General features: G+C 50.0%; 20 protein-coding genes. 12 read left to right on the top strand and 8 right to left on the bottom strand.

Features of this window, described 5'->3' with window-relative positions:
* Positions 1–2,194 (bottom strand): ESPR-type extended signal peptide-containing protein (locus MA2_RS08240; protein WP_303621077.1); only part of this gene is annotated, 2,194 nt, incomplete at its 3' end.
* 651 nt (positions 2,195–2,845) lie between these two features.
* On the opposite strand from MA2_RS08240, the gene MA2_RS08235 reads away from it, so the two are divergent.
* The gene (locus MA2_RS08235) at positions 2,846–3,289 is read left to right on the top strand and encodes an RNA-binding S4 domain-containing protein (RefSeq protein ID WP_067058758.1); all 444 of its coding nucleotides are present in this window, start codon (positions 2,846–2,848) and stop codon (positions 3,287–3,289) included.
* Positions 3,290–3,362: 73 nt separating this feature from the next.
* Positions 3,363–4,454, top strand: coding sequence for a UDP-N-acetylmuramate dehydrogenase (murB, locus tag MA2_RS08230; protein ID WP_067058747.1), 1,092 nt, complete (start codon positions 3,363–3,365; stop codon positions 4,452–4,454).
* A 58-nt stretch (positions 4,455–4,512) separates the two neighbouring features.
* Here murB and MA2_RS08225 read toward each other — a convergent pair whose 3' ends face one another.
* The gene (locus tag MA2_RS08225; RefSeq protein ID WP_067058745.1) at positions 4,513–4,848 is read right to left on the bottom strand and encodes a rhodanese-like domain-containing protein; all 336 of its coding nucleotides are present in this window, start codon (positions 4,846–4,848) and stop codon (positions 4,513–4,515) included.
* A gap of 243 nt (positions 4,849–5,091) precedes the next feature.
* On the opposite strand from MA2_RS08225, the gene ccoS reads away from it, so the two are divergent.
* The 3 genes from ccoS to MA2_RS08210 all read left to right on the top strand — a co-directional run bounded on the left by ccoS (position 5,092) and on the right by MA2_RS08210 (position 7,293).
* Positions 5,092–5,352 carry a cbb3-type cytochrome oxidase assembly protein CcoS gene (gene ccoS / locus MA2_RS08220; protein WP_067058743.1) on the top strand — a complete coding sequence of 87 codons (261 nt, stop codon included), beginning with the start codon at positions 5,092–5,094 and terminating at the stop codon, positions 5,350–5,352.
* Entirely contained in the window at positions 5,345–6,196 is an 852-nt protein-coding gene (locus MA2_RS08215; RefSeq protein WP_067058741.1) for a sulfite exporter TauE/SafE family protein, read from the top strand. Before ccoS ends, MA2_RS08215 begins: the two co-directional genes overlap by 8 nt.
* Before the next feature lie 530 nt (positions 6,197–6,726).
* Complete coding sequence (locus MA2_RS08210) at positions 6,727–7,293, top strand: cob(I)yrinic acid a,c-diamide adenosyltransferase (RefSeq protein ID WP_067058739.1); 567 nt, start codon at positions 6,727–6,729, stop codon at positions 7,291–7,293.
* Between the two features lie 45 nt (positions 7,294–7,338).
* Here the strand turns inward: MA2_RS08210 and MA2_RS08205 are convergent, their stop codons facing one another.
* The 4 genes from MA2_RS08205 to MA2_RS08190 all read right to left on the bottom strand — a co-directional run bounded on the left by MA2_RS08205 (position 7,339) and on the right by MA2_RS08190 (position 12,502).
* The gene (locus tag MA2_RS08205) at positions 7,339–8,085 is read right to left on the bottom strand and encodes a sulfite exporter TauE/SafE family protein (protein WP_067058737.1); all 747 of its coding nucleotides are present in this window, start codon (positions 8,083–8,085) and stop codon (positions 7,339–7,341) included.
* Between the two features lie 15 nt (positions 8,086–8,100).
* A complete protein-coding gene (locus MA2_RS08200) occupies positions 8,101–9,537 on the bottom strand; it encodes a Na+/H+ antiporter family protein (RefSeq protein ID WP_067058734.1) in 1,437 nt (478 codons plus the stop codon).
* Positions 9,538–9,842: 305 nt separating this feature from the next.
* Positions 9,843–11,147 carry an adenylosuccinate synthase gene (locus tag MA2_RS08195; RefSeq protein WP_067058755.1) on the bottom strand — a complete coding sequence of 435 codons (1,305 nt, stop codon included), beginning with the start codon at positions 11,145–11,147 and terminating at the stop codon, positions 9,843–9,845.
* A 71-nt stretch (positions 11,148–11,218) separates the two neighbouring features.
* Positions 11,219–12,502 (bottom strand): ATP phosphoribosyltransferase regulatory subunit, encoded by a 1,284-nt coding sequence (locus tag MA2_RS08190; protein ID WP_067058732.1) that lies wholly within the window; start codon positions 12,500–12,502, stop codon positions 11,219–11,221.
* 373 nt (positions 12,503–12,875) lie between these two features.
* Here MA2_RS08190 and MA2_RS08185 point away from each other — a divergent pair, with 373 nt between their 5' ends.
* Complete coding sequence (locus MA2_RS08185; protein WP_067058730.1) at positions 12,876–13,259, top strand: DUF2237 family protein; 384 nt, start codon at positions 12,876–12,878, stop codon at positions 13,257–13,259.
* Between the two features lie 446 nt (positions 13,260–13,705).
* Positions 13,706–14,761: a magnesium/cobalt transporter CorA gene (gene corA / locus MA2_RS08180; protein ID WP_067058753.1), complete on the top strand. Its 1,056-nt coding sequence runs from the start codon at positions 13,706–13,708 to the stop codon at positions 14,759–14,761.
* 134 nt (positions 14,762–14,895) lie between these two features.
* On the opposite strand, the gene MA2_RS08175 is transcribed toward corA, so the two are convergent.
* Together MA2_RS08175 and MA2_RS08170 are read right to left on the bottom strand one after the other, a co-directional pair.
* Positions 14,896–16,335: an alanine/glycine:cation symporter family protein gene (locus tag MA2_RS08175; protein ID WP_067058752.1), complete on the bottom strand. Its 1,440-nt coding sequence runs from the start codon at positions 16,333–16,335 to the stop codon at positions 14,896–14,898.
* Between the two features lie 111 nt (positions 16,336–16,446).
* Positions 16,447–19,002, bottom strand: coding sequence for a heavy metal translocating P-type ATPase (locus MA2_RS08170; protein ID WP_245945375.1), 2,556 nt, complete (start codon positions 19,000–19,002; stop codon positions 16,447–16,449).
* Between the two features lie 343 nt (positions 19,003–19,345).
* Between MA2_RS08170 and MA2_RS08165 the strand changes: the two genes are divergently transcribed.
* From MA2_RS08165 to MA2_RS10910, 5 genes are all read left to right on the top strand, one after another.
* Positions 19,346–20,557 (top strand): lipase family protein, encoded by a 1,212-nt coding sequence (locus MA2_RS08165; RefSeq protein ID WP_067058726.1) that lies wholly within the window; start codon positions 19,346–19,348, stop codon positions 20,555–20,557.
* A 145-nt stretch (positions 20,558–20,702) separates the two neighbouring features.
* The gene (gene mrcB, locus MA2_RS08160) at positions 20,703–23,633 is read left to right on the top strand and encodes a penicillin-binding protein 1B (RefSeq protein ID WP_245945316.1); all 2,931 of its coding nucleotides are present in this window, start codon (positions 20,703–20,705) and stop codon (positions 23,631–23,633) included.
* A gap of 51 nt (positions 23,634–23,684) precedes the next feature.
* Complete coding sequence (gene prmA / locus MA2_RS08155) at positions 23,685–24,608, top strand: 50S ribosomal protein L11 methyltransferase (RefSeq protein WP_067058724.1); 924 nt, start codon at positions 23,685–23,687, stop codon at positions 24,606–24,608.
* 201 nt (positions 24,609–24,809) lie between these two features.
* A complete protein-coding gene (locus tag MA2_RS08150) occupies positions 24,810–25,781 on the top strand; it encodes an MJ0042-type zinc finger domain-containing protein (RefSeq protein WP_067058721.1) in 972 nt (323 codons plus the stop codon).
* A 106-nt stretch (positions 25,782–25,887) separates the two neighbouring features.
* The gene (locus tag MA2_RS10910; protein WP_079352207.1) at positions 25,888–26,214 is read left to right on the top strand and encodes a helix-turn-helix domain-containing protein; all 327 of its coding nucleotides are present in this window, start codon (positions 25,888–25,890) and stop codon (positions 26,212–26,214) included.
* The last annotated feature ends 4 nt before the right edge of the window (positions 26,215–26,218 follow it).

The raw sequence follows: 26,218 nt of genomic DNA, 5'->3' as shown, positions 1-26,218 counted from the left end.
GGTTGTTACCGCCTGTTAGGGTGACGCCATCGTTGTTTACGACGGTGTTGCCTGTGGTTAGGCTGTCTGCTACCAGGTCTTTTGTGGTGGCTACGGTGATGTTGTTGCCGTCACGGGTGATGGCAATGTTTTGTCCGTCTAGCAGTTGAACGGTGTCACCGTTTTTGACCAAGCTTGCGGTGTCGCCATTGGTTTGTAGGTTGAAGCCTGCATTGTTAGTGGCACTTGCAGTACTGCTGATTTTGATACCACCGCCTGTCGCCTGCTCTAGCCTGATGTTATCACCTGCGACAAAGTCGGCATATTGTTGATCTTGATTAATGGTTTGAGCTTCGGTTTTGCTTGTGCCGTTGTCGTTGCTAATGCGTGTGGTGATGGCTTGAACCGAGGTATTACCTTTTGCAATACCATCTTTGGCGGTTTGACTGAGGTCAAAATTTACGGTATTGTCGGCTGCGTTCTTGCTTACGGTTAGTAGGCTTGGTGAAGAGCTGTTTAGATTCACCGTTGCGCCTGGTTTGACTAAGCTGCCGTTGCTACCTTGGGCTTGTAGGGTAAAGCCTGCGTTGTTGATGGCGTTGGCGATATCATTGGCATTGGCTAGCCCTGTGGTATTGCCTGCTGCTACTGTACCTGTACTAGCGTTTGGTGTAAGCGTGGTTGTATTGACGTTAAAGGTAACGTTGGTAACGCCATTGGCTTCAGGTGATACAGTGGCTGTGGTGTTGGTACCATTAACAAAATTAATTGCTTCGGTTGGGGTTACCGTGCCCTGTGCAGTGCCATTGCCTTGTACTTTAAAGCCTTCATTGACATAAGCATTTAGGTTTGATAAGCCATCACCTACATTATTGGCTGTTTTATAGTTGCTGCCTGTAGGGGTGACAACGTTATAGGTTGGTGCAGTTAGATTGCCATCAGCACCAACTTTCGACCCACCACCTAAATTTGTGGCAGTTGATTTGGCAACATTACCCAATGCTTGTTGAGTCAAATATAACTGTGAGCCATTAATGGCATCGGTTGAGCTAGCGGTGATAGCACCGGGCGCAACGTTTTTGATTTGGCGCTCATAGCCTGTACTACCGACTGAAACTTGGTCACCTGGATCTACACTTGCGCTACCAGCAAAGTTACCGTAAGTCACATTACCAACGGTGATGCCACCGTAGGTTATACCATTAACTTCAGCAGACTTCACTGATTGCGCTGCATTGGCTGTGGTTGAACCTGCACCCAATGCAACCGAGTTATCGCGTGCTGCTTCTGACCCCACGCCAAATGCCGTTGCGGCAATACCAGAAGCGATTGATGATGTACCAACTGCTGCTGACAAACCACCTGATGCTCGAGACTGCACACCAATTGCGACAGCAGCCACGCCTGAAGTTGTTGTTGGATACCGAGCAGCAGTTGAACTGGCATCAACCATTTGCTTACCAGTATATCGCGTATATGTGGCAGCAATATTACCCGAGTTTAATTGGGTGCCTGCCACGGTGCCATCGGCATTCATTTTTGATGCTTCATCCAAGTCATCCCCACCAATAGCGATGGATGACGCACCTTGTGATACTGTGTCACCACCTATTGCGATGGATTGAGCACCAACTGCTCGAGTCAATTGACCGATCGCGACAGATTGCTCATCATTTGCTTGTGCTGTATGACCAACAGCCACTCCCCCAAAAGCAGCTTCAGACAAAGCACCGACTGCTACACTTTGTGCACCATCACCTTTCGTATCTTTTTTTGCAATGGCATTGTAACCTATCGCTAAACCCTCAGCGCCCTGAACACGAGCATTCGTACCTACCGCTGTTGAGCCTGCTGTGGATCCACCATCTTGTCTTAAGGTTGAGGCTCTTATGCCAACAGCAGTAGAGTTGGTACCAGCGCCTGTAGTCGTTGAGCCACTACCGACTGCAAGTGAATTGGCATTTGATGACGTTGGGCTACCACCACCTGTACCTGTCGCACTAACCACGGCCGCCATCGCTTGCCCACTGACCACCATCATCGCACCTGACAACGCTGTCAAAGCAAAATACTTGACGCTGGTAGCAGACGCTTTTACCTCACCTGCCTGCCCAACCGCACCGCTGCCTTTTTTGCCATGCGCCCGTGCAAACTCCGCCACCGCGACAAACACGCCTGTAGCTTTACAAAAAATCACTTTATAAATATGGTTCATAACTGCTCCACGCAATCAATTTATCAAACTATATACACAGCTTATTTAGAAAAATAAAAAACTGATATGTCAAACAAATCATATAAATTCATTATGAAATACTGTCATCATATATCAAGAATTACTGATGATTATCGTGCAATAAACATACCACTTTGTAATTTACGTACGCATCAAGCGATAAAATACTCCAAATTGCAGATAAATAGCCAAAATCATCGCATTTAATAAAATTTATTGCTTATTTTTACCACAATAGTCAAGTTTTTTTAATTGACAAATTTTGTCAGTATGACTGACAAAATTTGTCACTTGGGTAAAATGTGCCAAAATTTGTCAATCATCAGCAAGTTTTGCCAAAATCATCATACCAGCCCAATATTTGCACAGCGTGCCCACATTGGTCTAACTTGCCAATTGTGCTACCATATATTGTGCTACTATATACAGTTTAGTTAATTTATCCAATTACCATCACACCACTAGGAAACTACTTTGTCAGCACCAAGATATCCAGCCGATCCCATCCACAACCCCTACACCGACCGCCACCCCATCTATGAGGACTGGCAATCCCCAGTTACCCAAGATACTGATCCAGATACTGACGCGATCCACACTGGTAATATCGCCGAACATGATGACGCGCCGATAACCGACTTAGCCCCCAATGAATTTAATGGGCAAAAAATCCGCCTTGATAAATGGCTATGGGCAGCTCGGTTTTATCGCACGCGCACGCTGGCAAAAGAAGCCATCGAGGCAGGACGCGTACATTTTGGCGGCAGCCGCGTCAAGGTGAGTAAAGAAATCACCGTCGGTGACACCCTCACCATCCGCCAAGGCTCGGCGACCAACTATACCCAAAAAACCGTCAAGGTATTGGCATTGTCTGACGTACGCGGCAATGCTACCGCCGCCAGCCGCCTGTATCAAGAAACCGATGAAAGCGTCAGCCAACGCGAATTTTTCTTACAACAAAAGAAACTGGCAAACCTTGCCCGCCCCGACCGCCGACCCAACAAAAAACAACGCCGTCAACTTGAGCAGCTGCGCGAACGCAACCACTATGGCAGCGACGATGAAGGCTATTGAATCATAAAAGGGTAAATCACATACAGGCTGCCAAACACAAGGCTGTAGCAAACAGTAGAGCGAGAATTGCCAAATGACCGAACACACTGCCCCGACTGCCATCATACCACCTTCTGGTTATATCGCCAACACCATGGCATTGTGCTGTCAAGCCGACAACGTCATCCGTTTGACCGCTTTGGATGAGATCATACCAATCATTGCCGATTTACACGCAACAAAGCAAGCGTATGTGATCGTCTCAAGTGCCAGTAACGTGATTTTGCCGCCCATGCTTGAGGCAACATTGGTGTCGCCTGCGCTGATGGGCATGACAGTGTTGGCAGAAGATGAAAACAGCGTGACGCTTGAGGTCATGGCAGGGGAAAACTGGCACGATTTGGTCATGCACACAGTGGCACAAGGTTGGTATGGGCTGCAAAACTTGGCGCTGATTCCAAGCTGGGTGGGTGCTGCGCCCGTGCAGAACATCGGCGCATATGGTGTGCAGGTGTCGGATGTATTGGTGGCAGTGCGCGCACTACATTTACCAAGCTTGACTTGGCATGTCCTTAGCAATGCCGAATGCCACTTTAGCTACCGTGATAGCCGGTTTAAACAACAAGCAGGTGATTGGCTGATTGCCAGCGTGACGTTTAAACTATCAAAAATTCCTGACGTGAACCTCAATTATGGCGACGTAGCGCAAGTTGCCCAAAGCATTGCCGAGCAAAATGGGCGTACGACCATCACGCCTACTGATGTCATGCACGCGGTCATCGCCATTCGTCAGCGTAAAATTCCTAATCCTGCCACCTTGCCAAATTGTGGTAGCTTTTTTCAAAATCCGATTGTCAAAATGCAGACAGCGCAAGCACTGTTGCATGATTATCCTAATTTGGTGAATTTTGCAGTCAAAGGCGCCGATGGCACACCTGACCCGACCTTGACCAAATTGGCGGCAGGTTGGCTGATTGAAAACGCAGGTCTAAAAGACGGTGGCATTGCGCCGATTTTGACCCACCAACACCACGCGCTGATTTTGACCAACCATGCGCCGTATCGCGCCATCCAAGCGGATATTGCCGCTTCTATGCATCTGATCCAAACCCAAGTGCACACAAAGTTTGGGGTATGGCTAGAGCCAGAGCCTGTGTGGATTGACGCACATGGTCGTTCTAGCTAGCTATTAGTTATCTTATCGTCAAGTATCAACAAATGTTTTACTTTAGAGGCGATTGGTATTAGTTTTGTACGCTGACATTGCTGTAGCCTGCCGCTTCTAGTGCGGCTTTGGCTTGGTCGGCGCGCGCACCACCGCGGCTGTATAGCTTGATGGTGTCGGATTTGCTCACACCTTGACTGGCGATTTTGCTGGCAATTTGGTTATGCGGAATATTGATTGCGCCATCAGGATGCCCGATTTGAAATTCCTCGGGCGTACGCACGTCAATGGTCACGTTGGCGGCATTCGCACTTGGTACAAGCAGCGCACCAACCAACAGCGCGGCAGATAGCGTCAGTAGGTGTTTTCTGCGCGGCATATAAAGTTTGGGCAAGCGGTCAAATAAACTGGGCATGGTCTGCTCCTTTGGATGATTTGGTGCTTAGTAACCTCAATGTGGTGCTTAGTAACCTCAATGTTAAGTTAAATCAAGCACCTGCTGATTTGATTATGGGGATTTTGACCATGTATTCAATGGTTTATTTGTGTCATTTGGTAGGATTAAACCTGCTGACTGGCTTTATGTTTGGCTAAAACCCGTTATAATACTTTTTTTAAATACTTGCCTGTGACGGGTGTGGGTATTTAGGGGGCTGCCATGCAGAGTATGTATTTTTTGATTCCCATTAGTCTGTTTTTCTTTGTGGTGGGGATTTTTGCGGTGTACTATGCGGTGCGCACGCGCCAGTTTGATGACCTCGATAATGAAGCGCAGCGTGTGATTCTTGATGATCGCCAACTACGCCGTCAGCAGCTTGCTGAGCGTGCAGCCAAGCCAGCAAGCAAGCAAGCATCGACGGCAAAGTCCGATTTACCGACACCTTCATCCACACAACAAGGTGCACCACACGATGAATAGCGCGATTTTATTGGCGGCGTTTAGCCTTGGGTTGTTTGGCTCTCCACACTGCTTGGGTATGTGCGGTGGCATTGTGACCGCGTTTGGACTGTCTATGCAAGGCATGACGCCTGCGCGTAAATCTGTGTTGGTGGCAGGCTACCATGTGGGGCGGCTGATCAGCTATGCCTTACTTGGCGTAGTGGCAAGCGGTGTTGGCGTGGCGTTGTTCGCGCCGTTGATGCACCAGTCAGCACCGCGTGTGCTGTTGGGTGCGGTGCTGGTTATCATTGGGCTAACGCTGCTGGGGGTGCCGCTGTTGGCGCGGCTTGAGCGTGTGGGTGCGCGCCTGTGGCAAGCGATGGCACCCGTACGTCGGCGCGTATTGCCGATGGACAGCGTGCCCAAGGCGTTGTTTGCAGGGTTGTTGTGGGGCTTGTTGCCCTGTGGCATGGTGTATGGCGCGTTGATGTTGGCGGTGGCAAACCACGATACCGTCACGGGTGCTGCGCTGATGGTGGCGTTTGGACTGGGTACATTACCGATGTTGGTGGCGACGCAAGCCACAGTTGGGCTATTACAGCGTACGATTCGGCAGTGGCATTTGCGTCAGATTAACGGCGCGTTGCTGACTGTAGCAGGTGTGGCGGTGATGGTGGTGCCGATGTGGATGGCAACGATGCACCAAGGTGGGCACGGGCATGACCACACGATGGTGCACGACACATCAACCATGCATGAACCTCACATGGCTACTATGCCCGACGATCCCATGACGTTGCCGATGAACGCGCCCATGACCACAGACCAACAAACAGGTGGGCAAACCGAGCATGCTGCTCACAGCCATCACATGCACCACTAAGCGTTCATGTGACATCGTCAAATTTTTAGCTCAAAAAAACAAACCTCTTAACACGATGTCAAGAGGTTGGCAGTTTTATAATGCGCTTGTTACAAGCAAGCGCAGACGAGTAGCGATTACATTTCGACTGCGTCATCACCTTCATCAAAGAAAATCACGTCGGTTTCGTACTCAAACGCGCTGTGTAATGACAATGACATGGTTATACTCCTTTTTGTTTCGTTTTTACGATTGACTCAATCGTGCTTTATCCTACATTTGCATCACGCAAACGGCGCAAGGTTGGCGCATTTATTTATGCCTTGGTTGTCAGGTCAATCTTTTAAAATTAATGCTGATTGTTTGCCTTGCGTATTGACTATTTAACGCCAACAATGTGACACTAGCATGAAACTGACATGACAACAAGATGACAAACGCTATTTTTACATAATTTTTGGTTTGCGTTGCTGTCATATCTATATCCATTTAGCATAAATAGTGGCAAAAAAAACCAAATTCAAGTCTATAACCACCATTGAGGAATTAATATGGGTAATCGTCTGAGCAAAATCTACACGCGCACGGGTGACAATGGCACAACAGGGCTTGCCGATGGTAGCCGCGTGGCAAAATCTGATGGGCGTTTTGATGCCATGGGCGCGTTGGACTTGCTTAACGCGCAGTTGGGTATGGTGCGTAGCCTCTTGGCTGATAAGCCTAAGTTTGATGACAGCTTGAGCATGATTCAACATGTGTTGTTTAATCTTGGTGGTGAGCTTGCCATGCCCGAATATATTGGCGTGACGGCAGACCATGTGACGGCATTAGAAACCCAAATTGATACATGGAATGCTGACTTGCCGCCACTCAAAGACTTTATTTTGCCTGCAGGTTCGGTGGCGTGTTGTCAAGTGCATATCGCGCGCGCAACGGCACGTGATGCTGAGCGTGTATTGGTGCGCTTGCAAACGCGTGATGGCGATGTATCTGCCGCAGGCTTACAGTTTATCAATCGCTTGTCGGATTATTTGTTTGTCTTGGCGCGCGTGGTTAGCCGTTTAGACGGCGGACAAGAGGTATTGTGGAATGCGCAAGTGTTAACGCAATCACTTTAATAACCAATAATAACCAACAATAACCAATCACTGTGGTGCTAAGCCTTAGTGAGCCAAAAACTGCTGATATACAATACCGCCGATGAGCCGTAGAGCAAGCACTGTCAATAACCAAGGCAGCACCTTTTTTAACCATGGCATGCTGATCCGCTGACGCAAGCGTGTGCCCAGCCAAGAACCTACCGTTGCCATTATCACCATCATGACAAGCAGCTGCCAATACTCGGTAAACGCAAAGCCCATGCTCAGATACACCAACAGTTTGGCACTGTGCACCACGGTCATCATCAACGCACCTGTGGTAACAACCACGTGATTATTGTCATAATGTTTATTGAGTACGGCGATATTGAGCGGTCCTGGTGTACCAACAAACACACCAAGCCCCGTTTGCAAAAACCCGACCCAAAAAAAGCTCTCAAATCGTCGAATCAATCGATTAAACGCAGATGACCAAGTAATCAGTAAAATATATACCCCGATAAATAGCGGAATCAGCGTCAATTCAACATAGCGAATCAGCGCACCAAACACCGCCAAACCAACCAATGACCCCACCAAAAACTGCCCGACATAACGCCAATCCAACGCCTCACGCCCAAACCACGCGCGTGTGGCGTTGCTAACCAATTGGGTCACCCCATGCACGGGTACGACCGCAGCGGCAGGCACAAACAGCGGCATCAAACCGATTAAAATCATGCCACCACCCACCCCCGTGATGGCAGTAAGGGCGGAGGTCAATAAATTGGCAAGTGCCAATGCAAGGTCATTGAACCAAGGCGATAGCATCAGCGGGCTTGTATATCACAACACCATCGCGGCAATCCAACCAAACACCAGCAGCGGTATGTTGTAATGCAAAAACGTCGGCACCACGCTGTCCCAAATATGGTCGTGTTGCCCATCGGCGTTAAGCCCTGAGGTTGGCCCTAAGGTAGAATCCGACGCAGGCGAACCTGCATCGCCCAATGCGCCTGCTGTGGCAATCAACGCCACCGTTGCCGTGGGTGAAAAACCCATCGCCACACACAATGGCACATAAATTACCGCGATAATCGGCACAGTTGAAAACGACGAACCAATGCCCATCGTCACCACCAAGCCAATCAGCAACATCATCGCCGCTGCCATGCCCTTTGAGCCTGCAAACAACTGGGTACTGGCATCCACCAGCGGCTTAATTTGCTCGGTTGCCGTCATTACCGCAGCAAAGCCCTGCGCGGTAATCATAATAAACCCGATCATCGCCATCAGCTTGATACCTTGGTTAAACACATTATCCGCATCGTGCCACTTGACCACCCCTGTTGCCATAAACACACCAAAGCCAAACAACGCCCCCAAAATCAGCGAATCGGTGTATAACTGCACACCAAACGCCACCGCAATCGCCAGCAGCGCGATCAGACTTTGGTGTTTTGCCAACTTTTGACTGGCTGGATGTGGATTGGCTGACTGGACATCATCAGTGCTATATTGCTGCGCCATCTGGTGCAACTGCCCATCAAGCGCGGTTTGCTGATACACGCGCGGCTTGCGGTAGGTGATAAAAATCGCCGTTAATAGACCTGTCAGCATACCCAACGCAGGAATCGCCATCGCGTGATAAATCGACACGCCTTGTGTGCTCAGCCCTGCATCATTGATGTTTTTTAAAATAATTTGGTTAATAAAAATATCGCCAAAGCCATACGGCAAAAACATATAGGTATTGACCAGACCAAACGTCATCACACACGCCACCACACGGCGATCAAGCTGTAGGCGGTTGAAGATCGCCAATAGCGGCGGTACAATCAGTGGGATGAACGCAATATGAATTGGAATCAAGTTTTGGCTGGCGCAGCTCATGGCAACCAGGCCCAATAAAATCGTCCATTTGATACGCGTCATGCCGCGATTTGACTGACCATCTGTATTTGCATCGCTGCGATCAAGCGCGCGCACCGCCCAACCTGTCACCTGCCGCGGCAAGCCCGAATGCGAAATCGCCACCGCAAACGCGCCCAACAGCGCATACGACAGCGCAATCTGCGCACCATTGGCAAGCCCTTGCTGAAAATGCGTCAGCACCCCCTCACGCACCACCGTACCTGCCGTATCAGTGACATCTGCCAACGGCAAACCTGCCAACAGCCCACCGACAAGACTTGCGACAATCAAACACAACACCACGTGCACACGCACCAGTGACAGCCCCAACATCACGATGACCGCCCACAACACGGGATTTGTCCACATCACCCCATCCTCCCTCAATCAAATCGTCCATCAGCCGCCGCCAAATCCTATTGCGACTGCTCACCCTCAAATACAACACAAAACTGACGCAAAGTCACCGCAAACGGTTTAATCATCAGCACAAACGCGGCAAGTTTGCCAGTGTGCGCCAATCATAACAAAAATTTTGCCTTTTATCTGATAAAAAACTTTACCCAGCCTGCCCCGATCAAGAAATTTTGGCAAAAAAATAAAGAACGATATAACACCGTTCTTTATTGTAAGACTCAACCAAATTTGGCTGAATGATTTAAATTAGTCAGTCATTAGGCATTATAGGGGTCACGCAGCACGATGGTTTGCTCACGGTCAGGACCTGTTGAGATAATATCGACAGGGCATTCAATCAACTGCTCAATGCGTTTGATATAATTTTTGGCATTTTCGGGCAGTTTGTCATACTCGGTGATGCCAACAGTGCTGGTTTGCCAACCTGGTACGGTTTCATAGATAGGTTTGACATTGGCATAAAACTCGGCATCGCTTGCGCCTGCAAATTCGGTTTGTGGCAGCTCATAGCCTGTGCAGATGTTGATTTCTTCTAAATCGTCTAGCACATCAAGCTTGGTCAAGCAGATACCCGACAAGGAGTTGAGCACCACTGCACGGCGCAAAATCGACGCATCAAACCAACCACAGCGACGCGCACGCCCTGTCGTTGCGCCAAACTCTTGCCCAACTTTTGCCAAGTGCTCGCCTGTTTCATCAAACAACTCAGTCGGGAACGGCCCAAAACCCACGCGCGTGGTATAAGCTTTGGTGATACCAAGCACATAGTCGATGTACAAAGGCCCAAGCCCCGTACCTGTACACGCACCGCCTGCGGTGGTGTTTGAGCTGGTGACAAACGGATAGGTGCCATGATCCACATCCAGTAGCGTGCCTTGCGCGCCCTCAAACATCAAATGCTTGCCGTCTTTACGCAATGTGTCAAGCTCGCCTGTGACATCAGCAACCAAGTCTTTGAGCGCGTTTTGCCATGATTTTGCCAACGCCAAGGTGTCATCAAAATCCACCGCCTCTACCCCATAATACTGGGTCAAGGCAAAGTTATGAAATTCTAAATTGGCTTTGAGCTTATCGGCAAAATCGGCGCGGAACAAGTCGGCAAAGCGAATTGCACGGCGGGCAACCTTGTCTTCATAGGCAGGCCCAATACCGCGTCCTGTTGTGCCGATTTTATTGTTACCGCGTTTTTGCTCGCGGGCTTGGTCAAGGGCAACGTGCTGTGGCAAAATCAACGGACAATTGGGCGAAATACGCAAACGCTCGCGCACAGGCACGCCTGCATCTTCAAGTTCTTGCATTTCTTTTAGTAGCGCGTCGGGGGCAAGCACCACACCGTTACCAATGTAGCATTTTACGTCATCACGCAAGATACCCGATGGAATCAAATGCAATACGGTTTTTTTACCGCCGACCACCAGCGTATGCCCTGCATTGTGTCCGCCTTGATAACGCGCCACCGCGCCTGCTTTTTCGGTCAGTAAATCGACGATTTTACCTTTACCCTCGTCGCCCCACTGGCTGCCCAAGACAACCACACTTTTGCCAAATTCAGCCGTTGCCACGTCTGTCACCTCGCTTGCTACTATTTTATGAAAAAACTGTTAAAAAACTGCCAAAAAACTGCCAATAAAAATCAACGCGCCACCGCTTGCCAATCGCCGTTTTGCCAGCGCAACTCATGACTGGCGGTAGGCATGTCGTACTCATTAACCGCCACCACCACCGCTTGCCCGTTGGCACGCAATTTGGCAATTGCTGCTTGTAGGCTGTCATCTTGTCTGTGTGCTTGCCATGTGGCAAACGGCACCACGATCAAGGCTACAGGTATGGCAGTGACATGGTTTTGCCAACGTGTCAAATCCGCGCTAAAGCCTGTCGCAGGGCGCGTGTGCAGGCTGTGTGGATTGACAAACCGCCCCCCGCGCACCAACGGCAACGCATCATTGCCAACATACACCTGAAACACCACACCTGTGTGGTAATGATAGCCTTGCAATTCGCTGACATCGACGCTTACGGTCGCGGTTTGCCATGTTTGGCGCAAGTATGCCACCAACGCTTGTAAGTCCGCCAATGCTTGCGCGATATCGGCGTTTTGCTGAGCAATAGGCGATAGATTGGCTTGCAATCGGGCTAAATCGTTGCCATCTTGCACCAAGGTATAAAAATCTTGCGCCAGTTGTGCCGCTTGCCCACCTTGCGCGCCAAGATTTTGGCAAAACTTGGCAAGCTCAGGCAACGCCTTGTTGGCATACAATTTGCTCAATTCATCTTGCTGACTGGCGGATAAATCGGCTTGCTTGACCAACGCGCGAAAAATCGCCACATGCCCGATGTCAATATGGCATTGGCTGACCAGCTGGGTACTTGCCAGCAAAGCATGCAGCACGTCAAACAAGGCTTGATCGGCAGTCAAATCTGCCGCACCAAAAATTTCTGCACCCAGTTGTAATGGCGTGCGTGAACCAAATAAGCCTTTTGGCAAGGTATAAACCACGTGCCCTGCATAGCAGTAGCGTGCCACAGCGTTGGCAGTTTTGCCATCGGTTTTGGCGTGGTTGTTGTGTAAATACGCGTCAATGCGTGCAATTTGTGGGGTGATATCGGCACGCAAACCCATCAAACGCCCTGTGAGCTGGTCAATCAGCCGAAAGGTCTGGCGTTTGAGGTCTTCGCTGGCATTGTGCAGCAGGCTTTCGGTGTATTCGATAAACGGCGGACTGACCAATTGATAGCCATGTGATAGCAGAATTTGGGTGAGTTGGTAGCGCAAGGTCTCTTGTTTGAGTGCCTCGGTGTGCAGCAAATCGCTGACCCCATCGGGCAATAGCCATGCTTGCTCGCGCGTGTTATCGCCCTCAAGCGCGGCAATTGTGCCAAAATGCTGCTGATTGTGATTGACAAACGCCTCGCCCATACGCCCGATCTTTCCTAGTTTTTATCATCAAATTGTGTATGCTATTGGTATGACACGGTGTGTGCCAAACCGCCAATCTTGTCGTACGGGGATTTATTGTAGCATAGCTAGCGCAGGGGTGGGCAGTTTTTTCTGGTTTGCCTGTTGGTTTCATGCGTTTGTCGCCAAGCTTATCGGCGCGTGTGCGGCAGATGATCTGCAATGCTACTGGCTGACGGTTTGATTCAAAAAGATTTTGACGCACTGGCACAAGCATGTCAAAATATGCGCCTAAATTTTTTTCTGTCTTACTGTTTACTATCTTGGCGGCGGCGTTTGATTTTAATTTTAAGCGCTTATCACATTTACTTGAAAAGATTTGACGGGCTGCGCGATGTCACACGGTTTTGACCCCCATGCCAATCAAACCAACGTGCTAGGCACGACGCTGGCAAGCTGCTGTTTTGCACCTTTGACGGGCTTTTATCGTGATGGTTTTTGCCACACGGGCGCGCGCGATATTGGCATGCATACAGTTTGCGCCAAAATGACCCGCGAATTTTTAGAGTTTTCATTTTCGCGCGGCAATGATTTGATCACGCCATTGCCTGAGATGGGTTTTTTGGGTTTACAGCCCAACGATTTTTGGTGCGTATGCGCGCTACGTTGGCTTGAGGCACTAGATGCAGGCGTTGCACCGCCCATTAAGCTTGAGGCTTGCCATGACAGTGTGTTGAATCTGGTTGATTTAGACACGCTTAAGCAGTACGCAATTTAGTTTGTTGTTTGATTCATTTTGTTTCACCAACCCCAGATCACGCTGTTTAATCATTGCACCAACTTCTACCTAGTTGCTTGATTGTGGCGTGTGATTTGACCTTTATTTGAGCCGATACTCGCTGACGGATTGCCTATCGCATTCATCATATGTTTGTAATGACACGCAACGCTTAAGCGTTGTTTCATCCACCTCACGCAGGAGACTTACCCATGACGCCACCGCATGACCCGTCACGCCACCAAACCCGCCCTGAGGACGATGATGACGACACGCTGATTTTGCCTGAGGGCTTTTTGAGCCACGAAATCATGCCGCATGATTTGGCAGAAGCGCATTTTCGCCAAATTGACAAAGAGCAATTCCCAACGGGTGATTTCGGCTTTAATGATTACAACGATTATCCAAACGACCAAGGCACCCTTGAGGTCTATGCACCGATTGAAATGCCCGTGCGCGATTATGACCCCGACGCTGACACCCAGCTGATTGAATCACGCTTTACGGGCAAAAACGAGGTTGCTAACTGCTTTGCTTATTCACGCAAAACGGGCGAAAACTTGGGCGTGATTGAGCTTGATGACGTGCGCCGTGAGCTGGCAAACAACAATGTGTTTGTATGGATTGGGCTGCATGATCCGACAGCTGAGACCATTCGTGAGGTGCAAGAGGCGTTTGACTTGCACGAACTGGCGATTGAGGATGCGTTTGCTGAGCACCAACGCGCCAAGGTCGAAAGCTATGGCAATGACAGCGTGTTTGTGGTCGTGCGTACTGCCAAATTGACCGATTACACCATTCGCTACGGCACGACAGCGATTTTTATGGGCAAGCAGTACATCATCACGATTCGCCAAGGTGCGTCACACAGCTACCAAAGTGTGCGTGATTATTGCCACCGCCGTCCCGAAAAAATGCGTATGGGGCCAATTTTTGTGCTGCACGCGATTTTGGACTTTGTGGTCGATAACTATTTGCCGATTACCGATAAGCTTGGGCGTTATTTGCGCGAGCAAGAGCGCGAGATTTTCTCAGAAGATTTTGACAAACAAACCTTGCGCAACATGTATGAGCTTAAATCACAACTGGTGCATATGCGCGCGGTGATTTTGCCCGTGCAAGATATTTGTAATTTTTTTATCAATCACAAAAAAGAAGATTTTTTGCCCAATTTCCCCAACCAAGCCAAGCCGTATTTTCGTGATGTTAATGACCATTTGCTGCGCGCACTAGATGCCGTAAACGGGCTCAATGAGATGCTAAGCGTGGCGATGGATACCTACATGGCGGTGGTGACAATGGGGCAAAACGAGGTCGTGCGTAAGCTGGCAGCGTGGGCAGGTATTTTGGCGGTACCAACAGCAATTGCAGGCGTGTATGGGATGAACTTTGATAATATGCCCGAGCTGCACTGGCAATACGGTTACTTTATCGTGCTGCTGATCATATTGACGATTTGTTCGTTGTTGTATTATCGCTTTAAAAAATCAAGCTGGTTGTGATTGCCGATTTTGCAAACCCACCAAACCCGATCAGCTGCCTATTTTTATCAAAGGTATTTTGTGGCTCAAGATATCCCTGCTTACTGAGCAGGGATATCGGGTGACGCTCAGCCCAAATTATGGCTCAACCAAAATCATTGATCCCAAGCATCACGATTGGCTTCATGACGCAGTTTTTTGAAATCATCGGGGTCAAAGGTGGGATGCTTGCCCGCTTTTAACTGACGTTCATAATCTTTTAAGATTCTAAAAGCAACGGGCGATAGCCAAACGATGGCAACCAAGTTAATCAATGCCATCAACCCCATGGATAAATCCGCAAAATCCCACACGGTTTTTAGATTGGCGATTGCGCCAATAAATATCATCGCCAATACCGCCACGCGCAATGCCGTCACCGCCGCTTTAGCAACCCTAGGCCCTGCAATAAATTCAATATTGGCTTCGCCATAGCTGTAGTTAGCAATGATGGATGTGAATGAAAAAAAGAAAATAGCAACAGCAATGAAATATACGCCCAAATCGCCCACATAGCGAGACAACGCCAGCTGAGTGAGCTGAATGCCTTCTTGCTCTACACTTGGGTCAATGACACCCGACAAAATAACGATAGAGGCGGTGGCGGTACAAATGACCAGTGTATCGATGAATACACCCAGCATTTGCATAAAGCCTTGGGTGGCAGGGTGATTGGGGTAAGTCTGCGCGGTGGCCGCGGCGTTGGGTGCTGAGCCCATACCTGCCTCATTAGAGAACAGACCACGCTTGATGCCATTCATCATCGCTTGGGCAATGGTATAGCCCAGTGCACCGCTTGCCGCCTGTTCAACACCAAAAGCGGATTTGAAAATTAACGCGATGGCAGACGGCAGCTGGGGTAAATTGGTGACCACCACAAACATCGCCAACAACAAGTACAAAATCGCCATGACAGGCACAACCTTGCCAGCCACTCTTGCCACTGACCGCATGCCACCAAACACCACAGGCGCAGTCAATAACACCAGCCCAACACCCGTTACCCAAGTCGGGATATGAAAGGCTTCATTGACTGCTTGGGCGATGGTATTGGCTTGCACACCGTTAAACGCCAGCCCAAACGCCGCCAACAAACACAGCGCAAACAAGATCGCCAACCAACGCTGGCCGAGTCCTTTTTCGATATAATAAGCAGGGCCGCCACGATACACGTTGTCGGTGTGTGGCACTTTGTAGGCCTGAGCCAATGCCGACTCGACAAAACTTGTCGACATGCCAACCAAAGCGGTGACCCACATCCAAAAAATCGCGCCAGGCCCGCCCAGATAAATAGCGATGGCAACACCTGCCAAATTACCCGTACCGACCCGAGCAGCCAGTGAGGTCATCAAGGCCTCAAACGAGCTGATACCACCTGCACGCCCGCCCTGGTTGGAAATTTTCAGTAGCTGCCACATATGCCCAAAATGGCGAATTTGTATAAATCGGGTGGCAACGGTGAAATACACCCCTACCCCAAGCAATAAATAAATGAGTAAATAACCCCAAATAATGCCATTACCCCAATCGACAAACGCATGAAACCAATCAAACATGCTCATTCCTCAACGTGTAAAACCCAATTAATCAGGCGCAAATCGCTCAAACACTTAATTATACAGTCACTCCATAACAAAAGGCGATCCGAGTAATTTATCATTGGGTGGTTAAGCGCGTTTGAGGCGTAGCGCGTTCATCACCACCCCAAACGAGCTTAGCGACATGCCAATCGCAGCAAGCCATGGCGGCACATAGCCCAGCGCGGCAGGGATTAGCACAGCAATGTTATAACCAATCGCCCAGCGCATATTTTGTCTAATGATGTGCTCGGTTTTACGTGCCACGGTATGCGCGTGGCTAATCGCGGTCAAATGACCGCCGATTAACACCGAATCACTGGCAACCTGTGCCAAATCCGCCGCGCCTGCCATCGCTGTAGATACATCTGCACCTGCCAACACGGGCGCGTCGTTTACGCCATCGCCAACCATCTGCACAACCGCGCCTTGGGCTTGTAAGGCTTTGATATGCCCCAGTTTGTCATCGGGCGTTAAACCTTGACACACCGTATCAATACCCAGTGCTTGCCCGACTTGCTGCGCCTGCGCGCTTGGGTCACCTGTCAAAATCAGCACCTCAATGCCTGCCGACTGCAAGCCGTGCACAGTGGCCTGTGCGGTCTCACGCACTTTGTCATGAAAATAAAAATGCGCCAACGCGTGCCAGCCTGTCGCGGTTTGGCGGCTTAGCGTCACGCTGGTGCTGGCAGAATGCGCGGCCAGATTGGGCAAATCGACCAACGCGCGGTTAGTGTCATCTTGTGCTAAATCCAAGGCAAATGCGCTATGCCCCAAGCGATAATGCTGCTCGCCAATATCTGCCGCAATGCCGCCACCTGCAATGTGTTGAAGGTTGTCTAACGTTGGTAAATGCAGCTGGCTTGCCGCACCCAGCAAGGCATGGGCAATTGGATGACGGCTACCGACCTCCATACCTGCAGCAATGGCAAGCAGCGCGTCAGTCTTATCTTGGGCGGTATCATCGTTCAGCGTTTCAATGTGTAATAGCTTAGGCTGCCCATACGTCAATGTGCCCGTCTTGTCAAACGCCACATGGGTCACGTTTGCCAACGCGCCCAACGTGTGCCCACGTGTCGCCAAAAAGCCCAAACTTGCCAGCCGATTGGTGGCTACCGTCAAGGCAATCGGCGTTGCCAAGGACAATGCACACGGGCAAGTAGCAACCAACACCGCCACCGTTGCCCACACCGCTTGCGCAGGCTCGATGACATACCACGCGACAAACACCACACTGGCGATCAGCAGCACACGCGCAACAAACCACCGCGCCATGCGATCAGCACGTAGCGCGATTTGTGGCTTTTCGCTAAGTGCGCGATTAACCAAGCGGTCAATGATCCCAATTTGGCTGTCATTAGGCAGTGCGGTGACTTGCATGACAAACGGTTGGCTGTCATTTTGACTACCGCCAACAATGGCATCGCCGCGCTGTTTGGTGATTAAATCACTTTCACCCGTCAGTAGGCTTTGTGATACCGTCGCGTGTGCTGACAGCAAAATCCCGTCGCTAATCACGCTACTACCTGCATCAATACGCACAATATCACCGACTTTAAGCGAGGGTGCGCTCACCAGATTATCAGGGGTGACGGTATCGGCGTTTTTGAGTAGCGCATCAAGCTGTGATACGGGCAGCGCAGCCAATTCATCAGCACTTAATACCGCATACTCACCAAGTTTTGCCACCAAAATCGGCTCAACAACGACCAAATCTTGCGCCAAATTTGCCGCCTTACTACGCGCGTTGTGCTCAACGTATTTACCTGCCAATAAGAAAAAAATCAGCATACTGACCGAGTCATAATACGTCTCACCCGTACCGCTGGTGGTGGCATAAATACTGGCAGCAAAGGTCAGCACAATCGCCAACGCAATCGGCACATCCATATTGACTTGGCGCGCGCGCAACGCCGACCACGCCGAGGCAAAAAACGGCGCACCTGCTAACAGCACAACAGGAATACTGACAAACAACGACACCCATCGCAAAAACTGCTTGTCCTGCGCCGCCATGCCATCATAATCACCAAAATACATGCCCACGGCAAACATCATCGCCTGCATCGCGCCCAACGCTGCCACACCCAGCTGAAACACCATGCGCCGATTGTGCCGCGCCAACATCGCCACGTGAGTATCTTGCCGATACGGTTTGGCATCATAACCAATCGCCTGAATCGCCGCCAAAATCTGACTAATCGGCAGCCGCGTCTCATCCCACAGCACACGCATGCGCTGTTGAGTAAGATTGACTTGGCATTGTGCCACACCATCAAGCGCGTGTAAGCGGCTTTCAATCAGCCAACTACACGCCGCACAGCGCAGATTGGTGACGGACAATTCTGCCACGCTCAACTGATCTTGCTGATAAACAAACTGCGCTTGTATCTCGCGGTGGTCATACGCTTGCAGCTGATACAGGGCATCGGGCAGGCTTGCCGTGCGGTTGATGGTGCTACGATCAAGATAATACTGCTCAAGCCCTGCCTCAACGATACTTTGCGCGGCAAGCTCACAACCCAGACAGCACATGGCGCGCGCCTCACCAAGCACAGGTGTATAAAACGGCTCACTGGGCAACGGGTCGCCGCAATGAAAACAGCAGCCATCGGGCGGCAGCACCAGCTCGGTGGTATCGGCCATGTAGGTATCGGGCAGATTGGTTGAAGCACGGGGGGCAGAATTGGACATAATTTGACGCTAAGATTGCTAATGCTCACGAAACAACGCAAAAAGATGCGCTTATTATGGGGTGTTTTGGACAAATGCAAAGTGATTGGCACACATGCTAAGCATTGAATTTTTGGCATAAATTTGTCATTATGACAGGTTTTATTTTAGCCAATCGCCGATCAGCCGACGCGTGCAATGCCAGTATCGCTTGCCAACCATTTACCCAAAAACTTATTTGCTAAAAAGCTATTTGCTAAAAAGCTATTTTCTAAAAACTTATTTGCTAAAAACTTATTGAACGGACAAATTTGCCATGATGATAACACAAACCATCCAACAAGCCATCAAGCCGTTTGCTGTATTAGCCTGTATTTTACTGGCACATAGCCAAACCGCGCAAGCAACGCTCACCCCAGGCTTTGATGCCAAAGAGTATATGACGCTGATGGCACTGTTTGATGATACGTTTGACAACAACACCCGCTTTGATGCCAGCGATGTGCAAAATGCGTTGCAGGACTACCGCAGGGTGTATATCGCGCCTGAGGTGGCATTTAAAAACCGCTGGGCGTTGTTTGTCAATGATGCACAAAAAACAGCCGTGATCGCCATTCGCGGCACCATTCAAGATACCGACAGCTGGGCGGCAAACTATTTTTTTGCCATGATACCCGCCCAAGGCGCACTACAAGTCGGTGAGCGCAGCCTACCTTACAAATTTGCCGACAATCCGCAATCGGCGGTACATGCAGGCTGGGCGATTGCCACTTTGGCGATGGCAGACGATGTCGAGGCACAGATCAAGCAGCAATACGCGCGCGGTATCAAGGATTTTAATATTTTTGGGCACAGCCAAGGCGCGGCGCTGACGTATTTGATGACATCATACCTCAAATATCGCCAACAGGCAGGATTTTTGCCGCATGATATCGTGTTTAAAACCTACTCAAGTGCCGCGCCCAAACCCGGTAATTTGCAATACGCTTATGATTATGATTTTTTGACCCGTAACGGTTGGGGTTATCGCATCGTCAATAGTGCCGATTGGGTCACCGAAACGCCATTTACCGTGCAGTCTGTGCAAAGCCTTGCCGATACCAACCCTCTTGCCCACCCCGAACAGTTAGACAAAGCCAATCCACTGCTAAAAAAAGCGGTTGGCAAGCTGATTAAATACCCCGTCAAGACCCAAGCCCTCTACACCAAATACTTTGGTAACGGCGTGTTTAAGCTCAAGGTACAGCAGCTCATGCCCAATTTACAAGAGCCCAACTACGTGCAAGACCTCAACTACACGCCTGCAGGTGCGCCGATTGTGTTGATGCCTGATGCCGCATTTGCCGCCACATTCACCCAGCAGCCAAATTTATCCGAACGTGACCAAATTTGGCTTAATCACAAAAACGCGGTGTATTATTGGTTGGTCAAACATTGGTATTTAAAAGATAAACGATATTTAAAAGATAAACATGGGCAAAATCCCAAGCAAGATAACCCACCCACCACTGCCAAACAAGCAAACTAGCATTTACCACGCTGGTATTTACATTGAGCAACGGCGCGAAATGTTGATTGATTGAAATTTGTGACAAGTTTTGTCATCATAGCGCCATTTACTGATCGATGGTGTACCCGATGGGTCATGCCATCGCCACTCCGTTAAGCAACAGTTGGGCAAAAAATTGGGCAAGCGCGCGCACTCTTACACCACAGCCACTTTATCCTCACCCTTGCCAAATAGCGGCCAAGTGGTGCGCGTTAGCCTGTATCAACAGCGCGGCGGCTATATCATCAGCTTTGTATTTAGCGTGGTTGTGATTGCCGCGTTGGTGTGGTTGGCGTTGTATGTCGTGCACCAAGACCGCTTGATTACGCGCAAGTTTGAGGGTAAACGTTGGAACATTCCTGCCAAAGTATACTCACAACCGCTACAACTGTACCAAGACGCGCCTGTACGTAGCAAAGACTTAGAGTATTGGCTGAGCCTAATTAACTACCGCGCGGCAGATGATTATCACACGCGAGGCACCTACCAAAAACAGACCATTCGGCTAAAACCCAGTGAGATGGCGGCGATCAATGCCCAATATGCCAGCACGACAGCAGCCACACAGACCACCAATAACCCAGACGATCCAAACAGCCAAAACCTGCCTGACCCAAACACACCCCAGACACAGGACGCGCAGGACAACCAACCCGATCAAGCCAGCCCCAAACGCCTAACCAGCGACAAGGTGACCGAGTATTATATTCACACGCGTGAGTTTGGCTTTTCTCAAAACCAGCATACGCCTGAGCAAGTCGTGCGTGTGGTCTTGCAAGATGATCGCGTCGTGCAGCTACAAAGCACCCAACCCAATGCCGCGGCCACCGTGCTGATTGAGCCTGTGCTGATTGGTGGCATTTATCCCGACAACAACGAAGACCGCATTGTGCTTGATATATCGCGCATCCCCAAACCGCTGATTGACGCGCTGATTGCCACCGAAGACCGCGAATTTTATACCCATCACGGGATTTCGCTACGTGGCACGGCGCGCGCGTTGGTTAGCAATTTGACGGGCGGATCACGGCAAGGCGGCTCGACGATCACCCAACAGCTGATCAAGAATTTTTACCTTAATTCTGACCGCACAGTCAAGCGCAAAGCTAACGAAGCTTTGATGGCGTTGTTGCTTGAATATCATTACAGTAAGCAAGAAATCCTACAAACTTATATCAATGAAATTAATCTTGGTCAAAATGGCAATCACTCTATCAATGGTTTTGGCTTAGCGGCGCAGTTTTATTTTAACCGTCCGCTCAGTGAATTGCGCCTTGACCAATACGCTATGTTGGTTGGGCTTGCCAAAGGTCCTACCCAGTACAATCCGTTTCGTGACCCCGATGCGGCATTGGCGCGGCGCAATGTTGTGCTGCACAACATGCTAACCCAAAACACAATTAGCCAAGCGCAGTACGAGCAAGCCATTGCCCAACCGCTGGATGTCATCAAATCGCCCAGTATTGGACAAAGCCGTTTTCCCGATTACCTCGATATTGTCAAACGTGAGTTAAATTTGACATATGACAGCGATGACCTCAAAAATGAAGGCATGCGGATTTTCACCAGTTTTGATCCACTGGTGCAACAAGCAGCCAGCCAAGCGGTCAGCGAAAGCTTAAAGCGGCTGAATAAAGCCAACCGCAAGGCCGCCAATCAGCTGCAAGCGGCGTTGGTTAGTGCCGATCCACAGACAGGCGAGCTGCTTGCCGTTATCGGCAGCGGCACAACGTTTACAGGTTTTAACCGTGCGATTGACGCCAAGCGTCAAGTTGGTTCGCTACTTAAGCCGATTATTTATTTGACCGCATTTGAACAAGGCAAATACAACCTTGCCAGCAGTGTGGATGATGCGCCCATTCGTCTTAAATTGTCCGATGGCAGCACATGGGCACCGACCAACTACGGCGGCGGCAGCCACGGGCAAGTGCCACTGATGACCGCGCTTGCCAATTCGTACAACCAAGCGGCGGTGCGTGTCGGCTTAGATGTCGGCGTGCCCAACATCATCGCGCAGCTACACAACATGGGCATTAGCAAAAAAATCCCCGAATACCCTGCCATGTTGCTCGGTGCGCTGAATTTGTCGCCACTGGATATGCTTGGGGTGTATCAAGTGTTGGCAAATGGCGGCTATCGTGTGCCTATTCACACCATTCGCAGCGTGGTCGATGGCAAGGGGCAAGTCATCCAAACCGTTAAGCCTGAAATCGTCAGCGATGAGACGCGTGCCGAATTTGACAGCGTGCTATTGCCAACGGGCACGACCAAAACCCACCAACCCGTCAGCCCCCCAGCCGTGTATCAGACCAATTTTGCCATGCAAAAAGTCGTGCAAAACGGTACTGCCAAAGCGGCGTTGAAATTGGGCGAAGATCTGAACCTGGCAGGCAAAACAGGCACCACCAACGACTATCGCGACGCATGGTTTGCAGGCTACAGTGGCAACCGCGTCAGCGTGGTATGGGTGGGGCGTGATGACAACACGCCGATGGGTTTAAGCGGTGCCACAGGCGCGTTGCCGATGTGGATTGACTTCATGCAGCGATTGTATCTAACGCCTGTTGCCTTGCCAGTGCCGAGCCGCATTGAGCCGTTGTGGCTGCAAAACGGCGAAGGCACACTCTCCGATGAGCGCTGCGCCAATGCTGTACTGGTGCCTGTCGATACCAAATTTTTGCCCGAAGACAGCAGCCAATGCGCCGTCGCGCTATATCGCCAAGAACAAGAACGCCGCTTCGAACGCCAACGCACGCAAGATGCTGCCGATCCATTTGCCAGTATCAACGCGCGTTTGCAGCGCAGCCAAGGCTATGCCGAGGCAACCAACCAAACCGCCGTGGTCAATAACCGCACCGACGCGCCAGACGCAGCCAACAACAGCTACTTTAATCAAAGCCAAAGTAATCCACCACCTGCGCCTAGCCCGAGTTTTAATCCAACCCCTAGCCCAAGTGGTAACAGCCCCAACACAACCACGGAACGACCCGACACGCATTACAGCGCCGACCCCAGCGAACGCATGGCTCGACCCGTCGCACCTGTTATGCCGTGATGGTTCACCAACATTTACTTTACTTATCATTTAAAAACCAAGGATATCCGCATGAGCTGGCAACAACTGCACCTACAATGCGCCAAAGACCACACCGAACTTGCCGAAACTCTACTGCTTGAAGCAGGCGCGATCAGCATTAGTCTAACCGACGCAGGTGACCAACCGCTGTTTGAACCCATGCCCAACGAATCACCACTGTGGGATGAAGTCATCGTCACCGCATTGTTTGATAGCAGCACCTTTGCCAGTGTCAGTGAGCTTGAGACACTTAGCCATACCATCGCCGATAGCTGCCACGCCAGCCGCGTGTGGGTCAGCCAGCTTGCCGACAAAGACTGGACACGCGAATGGATGCAGCATTATCAACCGATTGAATGTGCGCATGGCTTGTGGATTGTGCCACAATGGCTTGACGCGCCCGACCCCAGCGCGACCAACTTATATCTTGATCCTGGTTTGGCGTTTGGAACAGGCTACCATGCAACCACGCGGCTGTGTTTGGATTGGCTAGCGGGGCAAGATTTGACGGATAAAATTGTCATCGACTATGGCTGTGGCTCAGGGATTTTGGGCGTTGCTGCGTTGGTATTGGGCGCAAAAGTCGTCTATGCCGTCGATATCGACCCACAAGCGGTCTTGGCAAGCCAACAAAACGCACGCCTAAACGGTGTGCAAGACCGTTTGCAGACCTTTTTGCCCGAAGCGTTTGCCACATTTTGGCAAGAAGCTGATATGCAAGCGGACATGATCACCGCCAACATTTTGGCAAAACCGCTGATTCAGCTTGCGCCGTATTTTGCCACGTTACTCAAGCCACATGGCAGCATTGTGCTGGCAGGTTTGATTGAAAACCAAGTCGAGGCGGTGCGCGAAGCCTACGCGCCTTTTTTTGACATTAGCGCTGACTTTACGTTTAAAAACGAAGAAGACGAGCATTGGCACCGTTTATCAGGTGTGCGTCGGATAGATTAGATTTTGTCAAATTAAATTTATTTGATTTTGTAGCCATACTGATTTTTTTATGCTTAAAATTAACGTATGTTTAACAAACTATCGTTAGTTGAGTAAGAGCAATACTTGAACCGATGGGCGGCGGATTGCACCGCCCTGCTTGAATTGACATTGGCAAAAAAATACGTTTCAATACATTGAAACCCCGATGACGAGCGTATCATGCCAACTGCCGAATTTGACTGTCCGTATTGCCATCAGCATTTTACTATCAAAAAATCATTGATTGCGCGTAAAAAAGGCTATGTGCGCTGTGCACATTGCAAGCACCATTTTTTGCCCAATCAAACCACAAAAGAAACACTGATATTTGATGACAACATCGGGCTTGATGATGATACGACAGCGTCGGCAAGCCCCGAAACACCTGCAACCACATCAAATACCACAAATGATTTTGAAATTTTAGACAATCTTGCTGTATCGGTGCATGATACATCACCCGTCTTTGCCAAAGAAATCTACCAAGCACAACAATTGCAGGATGAAAGCTGGCTGGATGATTTATTAGCCGATGACCAACCAAACTCCACCACCCCCACCACACCCTCGGCTGTGGCAAAAACACCTTTGGTTAGCCCTACCCCGCCGCTGTCTACGCTTGCCTCCAGCGATCTGCCTACCTATATGCAAAAGGTTGAGCAACGTCTTGGCACCTCGTCTGCGCGTTCATCCACTGGCGCGATGACATTGGCTTGGGTATTGGGCAGCGTGGTGCTGGCGTTATTACTGCTTGGGCAATACGCGGTGTTTAATGTCAATACCCTGATGCAAACGCCATCGACTGCCACGCTACTGACACAAGTGTGTAACACGGTACCCATCAACTGCAATTTGGCATACGCCAATACCACATGGGCAGACGCGCAGGTACTAGACATCACAGGCAATGCCAAACACACCGACGTGATTTTTCGGCTTACCAATACGGGTAACGCGCCGTTGTTATACCCAAACCTTGTCATTACCCTACGCCAAGGCAACACGGTCAAAGCACAAGCTGCCGTGCCTGCCAGCCTGTACACTGAACCCAACAGCCAGTATTTATTGCCCAATCAAATTCAGCCCATCAAACTGCGCCTTGATTTTGCCAAAAGCCAAGTTCGCCAAGTCAATATTGAGCCGTTTTATTAGTTCGCCTTGACCACGCTTAAGCTTTGGGCTCAACAAATTTTGGCTTATATTGCGCCCAGTTTTGCTTTACAATAGCGATTTTGCTCACGCGAAACTTGTGTTTATTATGTCGATCACCCCTGCTAACGCTGACCCAACCGCTGTCACCCAAACCACTGCTGCACCAAACCCAGCGTCCGCCCATCATGCCTTTCACGCTGATTTACCCAGTCTTAGCGAACACGTCGCCATCGTCGTGCAGCAGTATTTGGACACGTTGGGCGATGAGCCAGCCAGTGACCTCTACGCGCTGATGCTTAGCCAGCTTGAGCAGCCGCTGTTGCAAGTGCTGCTTGCCCACACGCGCGGCAACCAAAGCCAAGTTGCTGCCATGCTTGGTATAAATCGCGGCACTTTGCGCAAAAAACTCAAAATGTATGGGCTGCTAAAATAAACGC

The sequence above is a fragment of the Moraxella atlantae NBRC 14588 genome (assembly GCF_001591265.1).
GTDB classification, from domain to species: Bacteria; Pseudomonadota; Gammaproteobacteria; order Pseudomonadales; family Moraxellaceae; genus Faucicola; species Faucicola atlantae.
The sequence above is the reverse complement of the archived record's forward strand: the minus strand, read 5'-3'. Positions and strand labels throughout refer to the sequence as shown.

What these genes read in the sequence shown, in the direction of transcription:
- MA2_RS08205 (WP_067058737.1), bottom strand. Translation starts at nt 8,085, where the DNA reads ATGCTATCGCCTTGGTTCAATGACCTTGCATTGGCACTTGCCAATTTA.
- MA2_RS08150 (WP_067058721.1), top strand. Translation starts at nt 24,810, where the DNA reads ATGCCAACTGCCGAATTTGACTGTCCGTATTGCCATCAGCATTTTACT.
- murB (WP_067058747.1), top strand. Translation starts at nt 3,363, where the DNA reads ATGACCGAACACACTGCCCCGACTGCCATCATACCACCTTCTGGTTAT.
- MA2_RS08170 (WP_245945375.1), bottom strand. Translation starts at nt 19,002, where the DNA reads ATGGCCGATACCACCGAGCTGGTGCTGCCGCCCGATGGCTGCTGTTTT.
- MA2_RS08165 (WP_067058726.1), top strand. Translation starts at nt 19,346, where the DNA reads ATGATGATAACACAAACCATCCAACAAGCCATCAAGCCGTTTGCTGTA.
- corA (WP_067058753.1), top strand. Translation starts at nt 13,706, where the DNA reads ATGCCCGTGCGCGATTATGACCCCGACGCTGACACCCAGCTGATTGAA.
- MA2_RS08175 (WP_067058752.1), bottom strand. Translation starts at nt 16,335, where the DNA reads ATGTTTGATTGGTTTCATGCGTTTGTCGATTGGGGTAATGGCATTATT.
- MA2_RS08200 (WP_067058734.1), bottom strand. Translation starts at nt 9,537, where the DNA reads ATGTGGACAAATCCCGTGTTGTGGGCGGTCATCGTGATGTTGGGGCTG.
- MA2_RS08190 (WP_067058732.1), bottom strand. Translation starts at nt 12,502, where the DNA reads ATGGGCGAGGCGTTTGTCAATCACAATCAGCAGCATTTTGGCACAATT.
- MA2_RS08210 (WP_067058739.1), top strand. Translation starts at nt 6,727, where the DNA reads ATGGGTAATCGTCTGAGCAAAATCTACACGCGCACGGGTGACAATGGC.
- ccoS (WP_067058743.1), top strand. Translation starts at nt 5,092, where the DNA reads ATGCAGAGTATGTATTTTTTGATTCCCATTAGTCTGTTTTTCTTTGTG.
- MA2_RS08215 (WP_067058741.1), top strand. Translation starts at nt 5,345, where the DNA reads ATGAATAGCGCGATTTTATTGGCGGCGTTTAGCCTTGGGTTGTTTGGC.
- MA2_RS10910 (WP_079352207.1), top strand. Translation starts at nt 25,888, where the DNA reads ATGTCGATCACCCCTGCTAACGCTGACCCAACCGCTGTCACCCAAACC.
- MA2_RS08225 (WP_067058745.1), bottom strand. Translation starts at nt 4,848, where the DNA reads ATGCCCAGTTTATTTGACCGCTTGCCCAAACTTTATATGCCGCGCAGA.
- MA2_RS08185 (WP_067058730.1), top strand. Translation starts at nt 12,876, where the DNA reads ATGTCACACGGTTTTGACCCCCATGCCAATCAAACCAACGTGCTAGGC.
- prmA (WP_067058724.1), top strand. Translation starts at nt 23,685, where the DNA reads ATGAGCTGGCAACAACTGCACCTACAATGCGCCAAAGACCACACCGAA.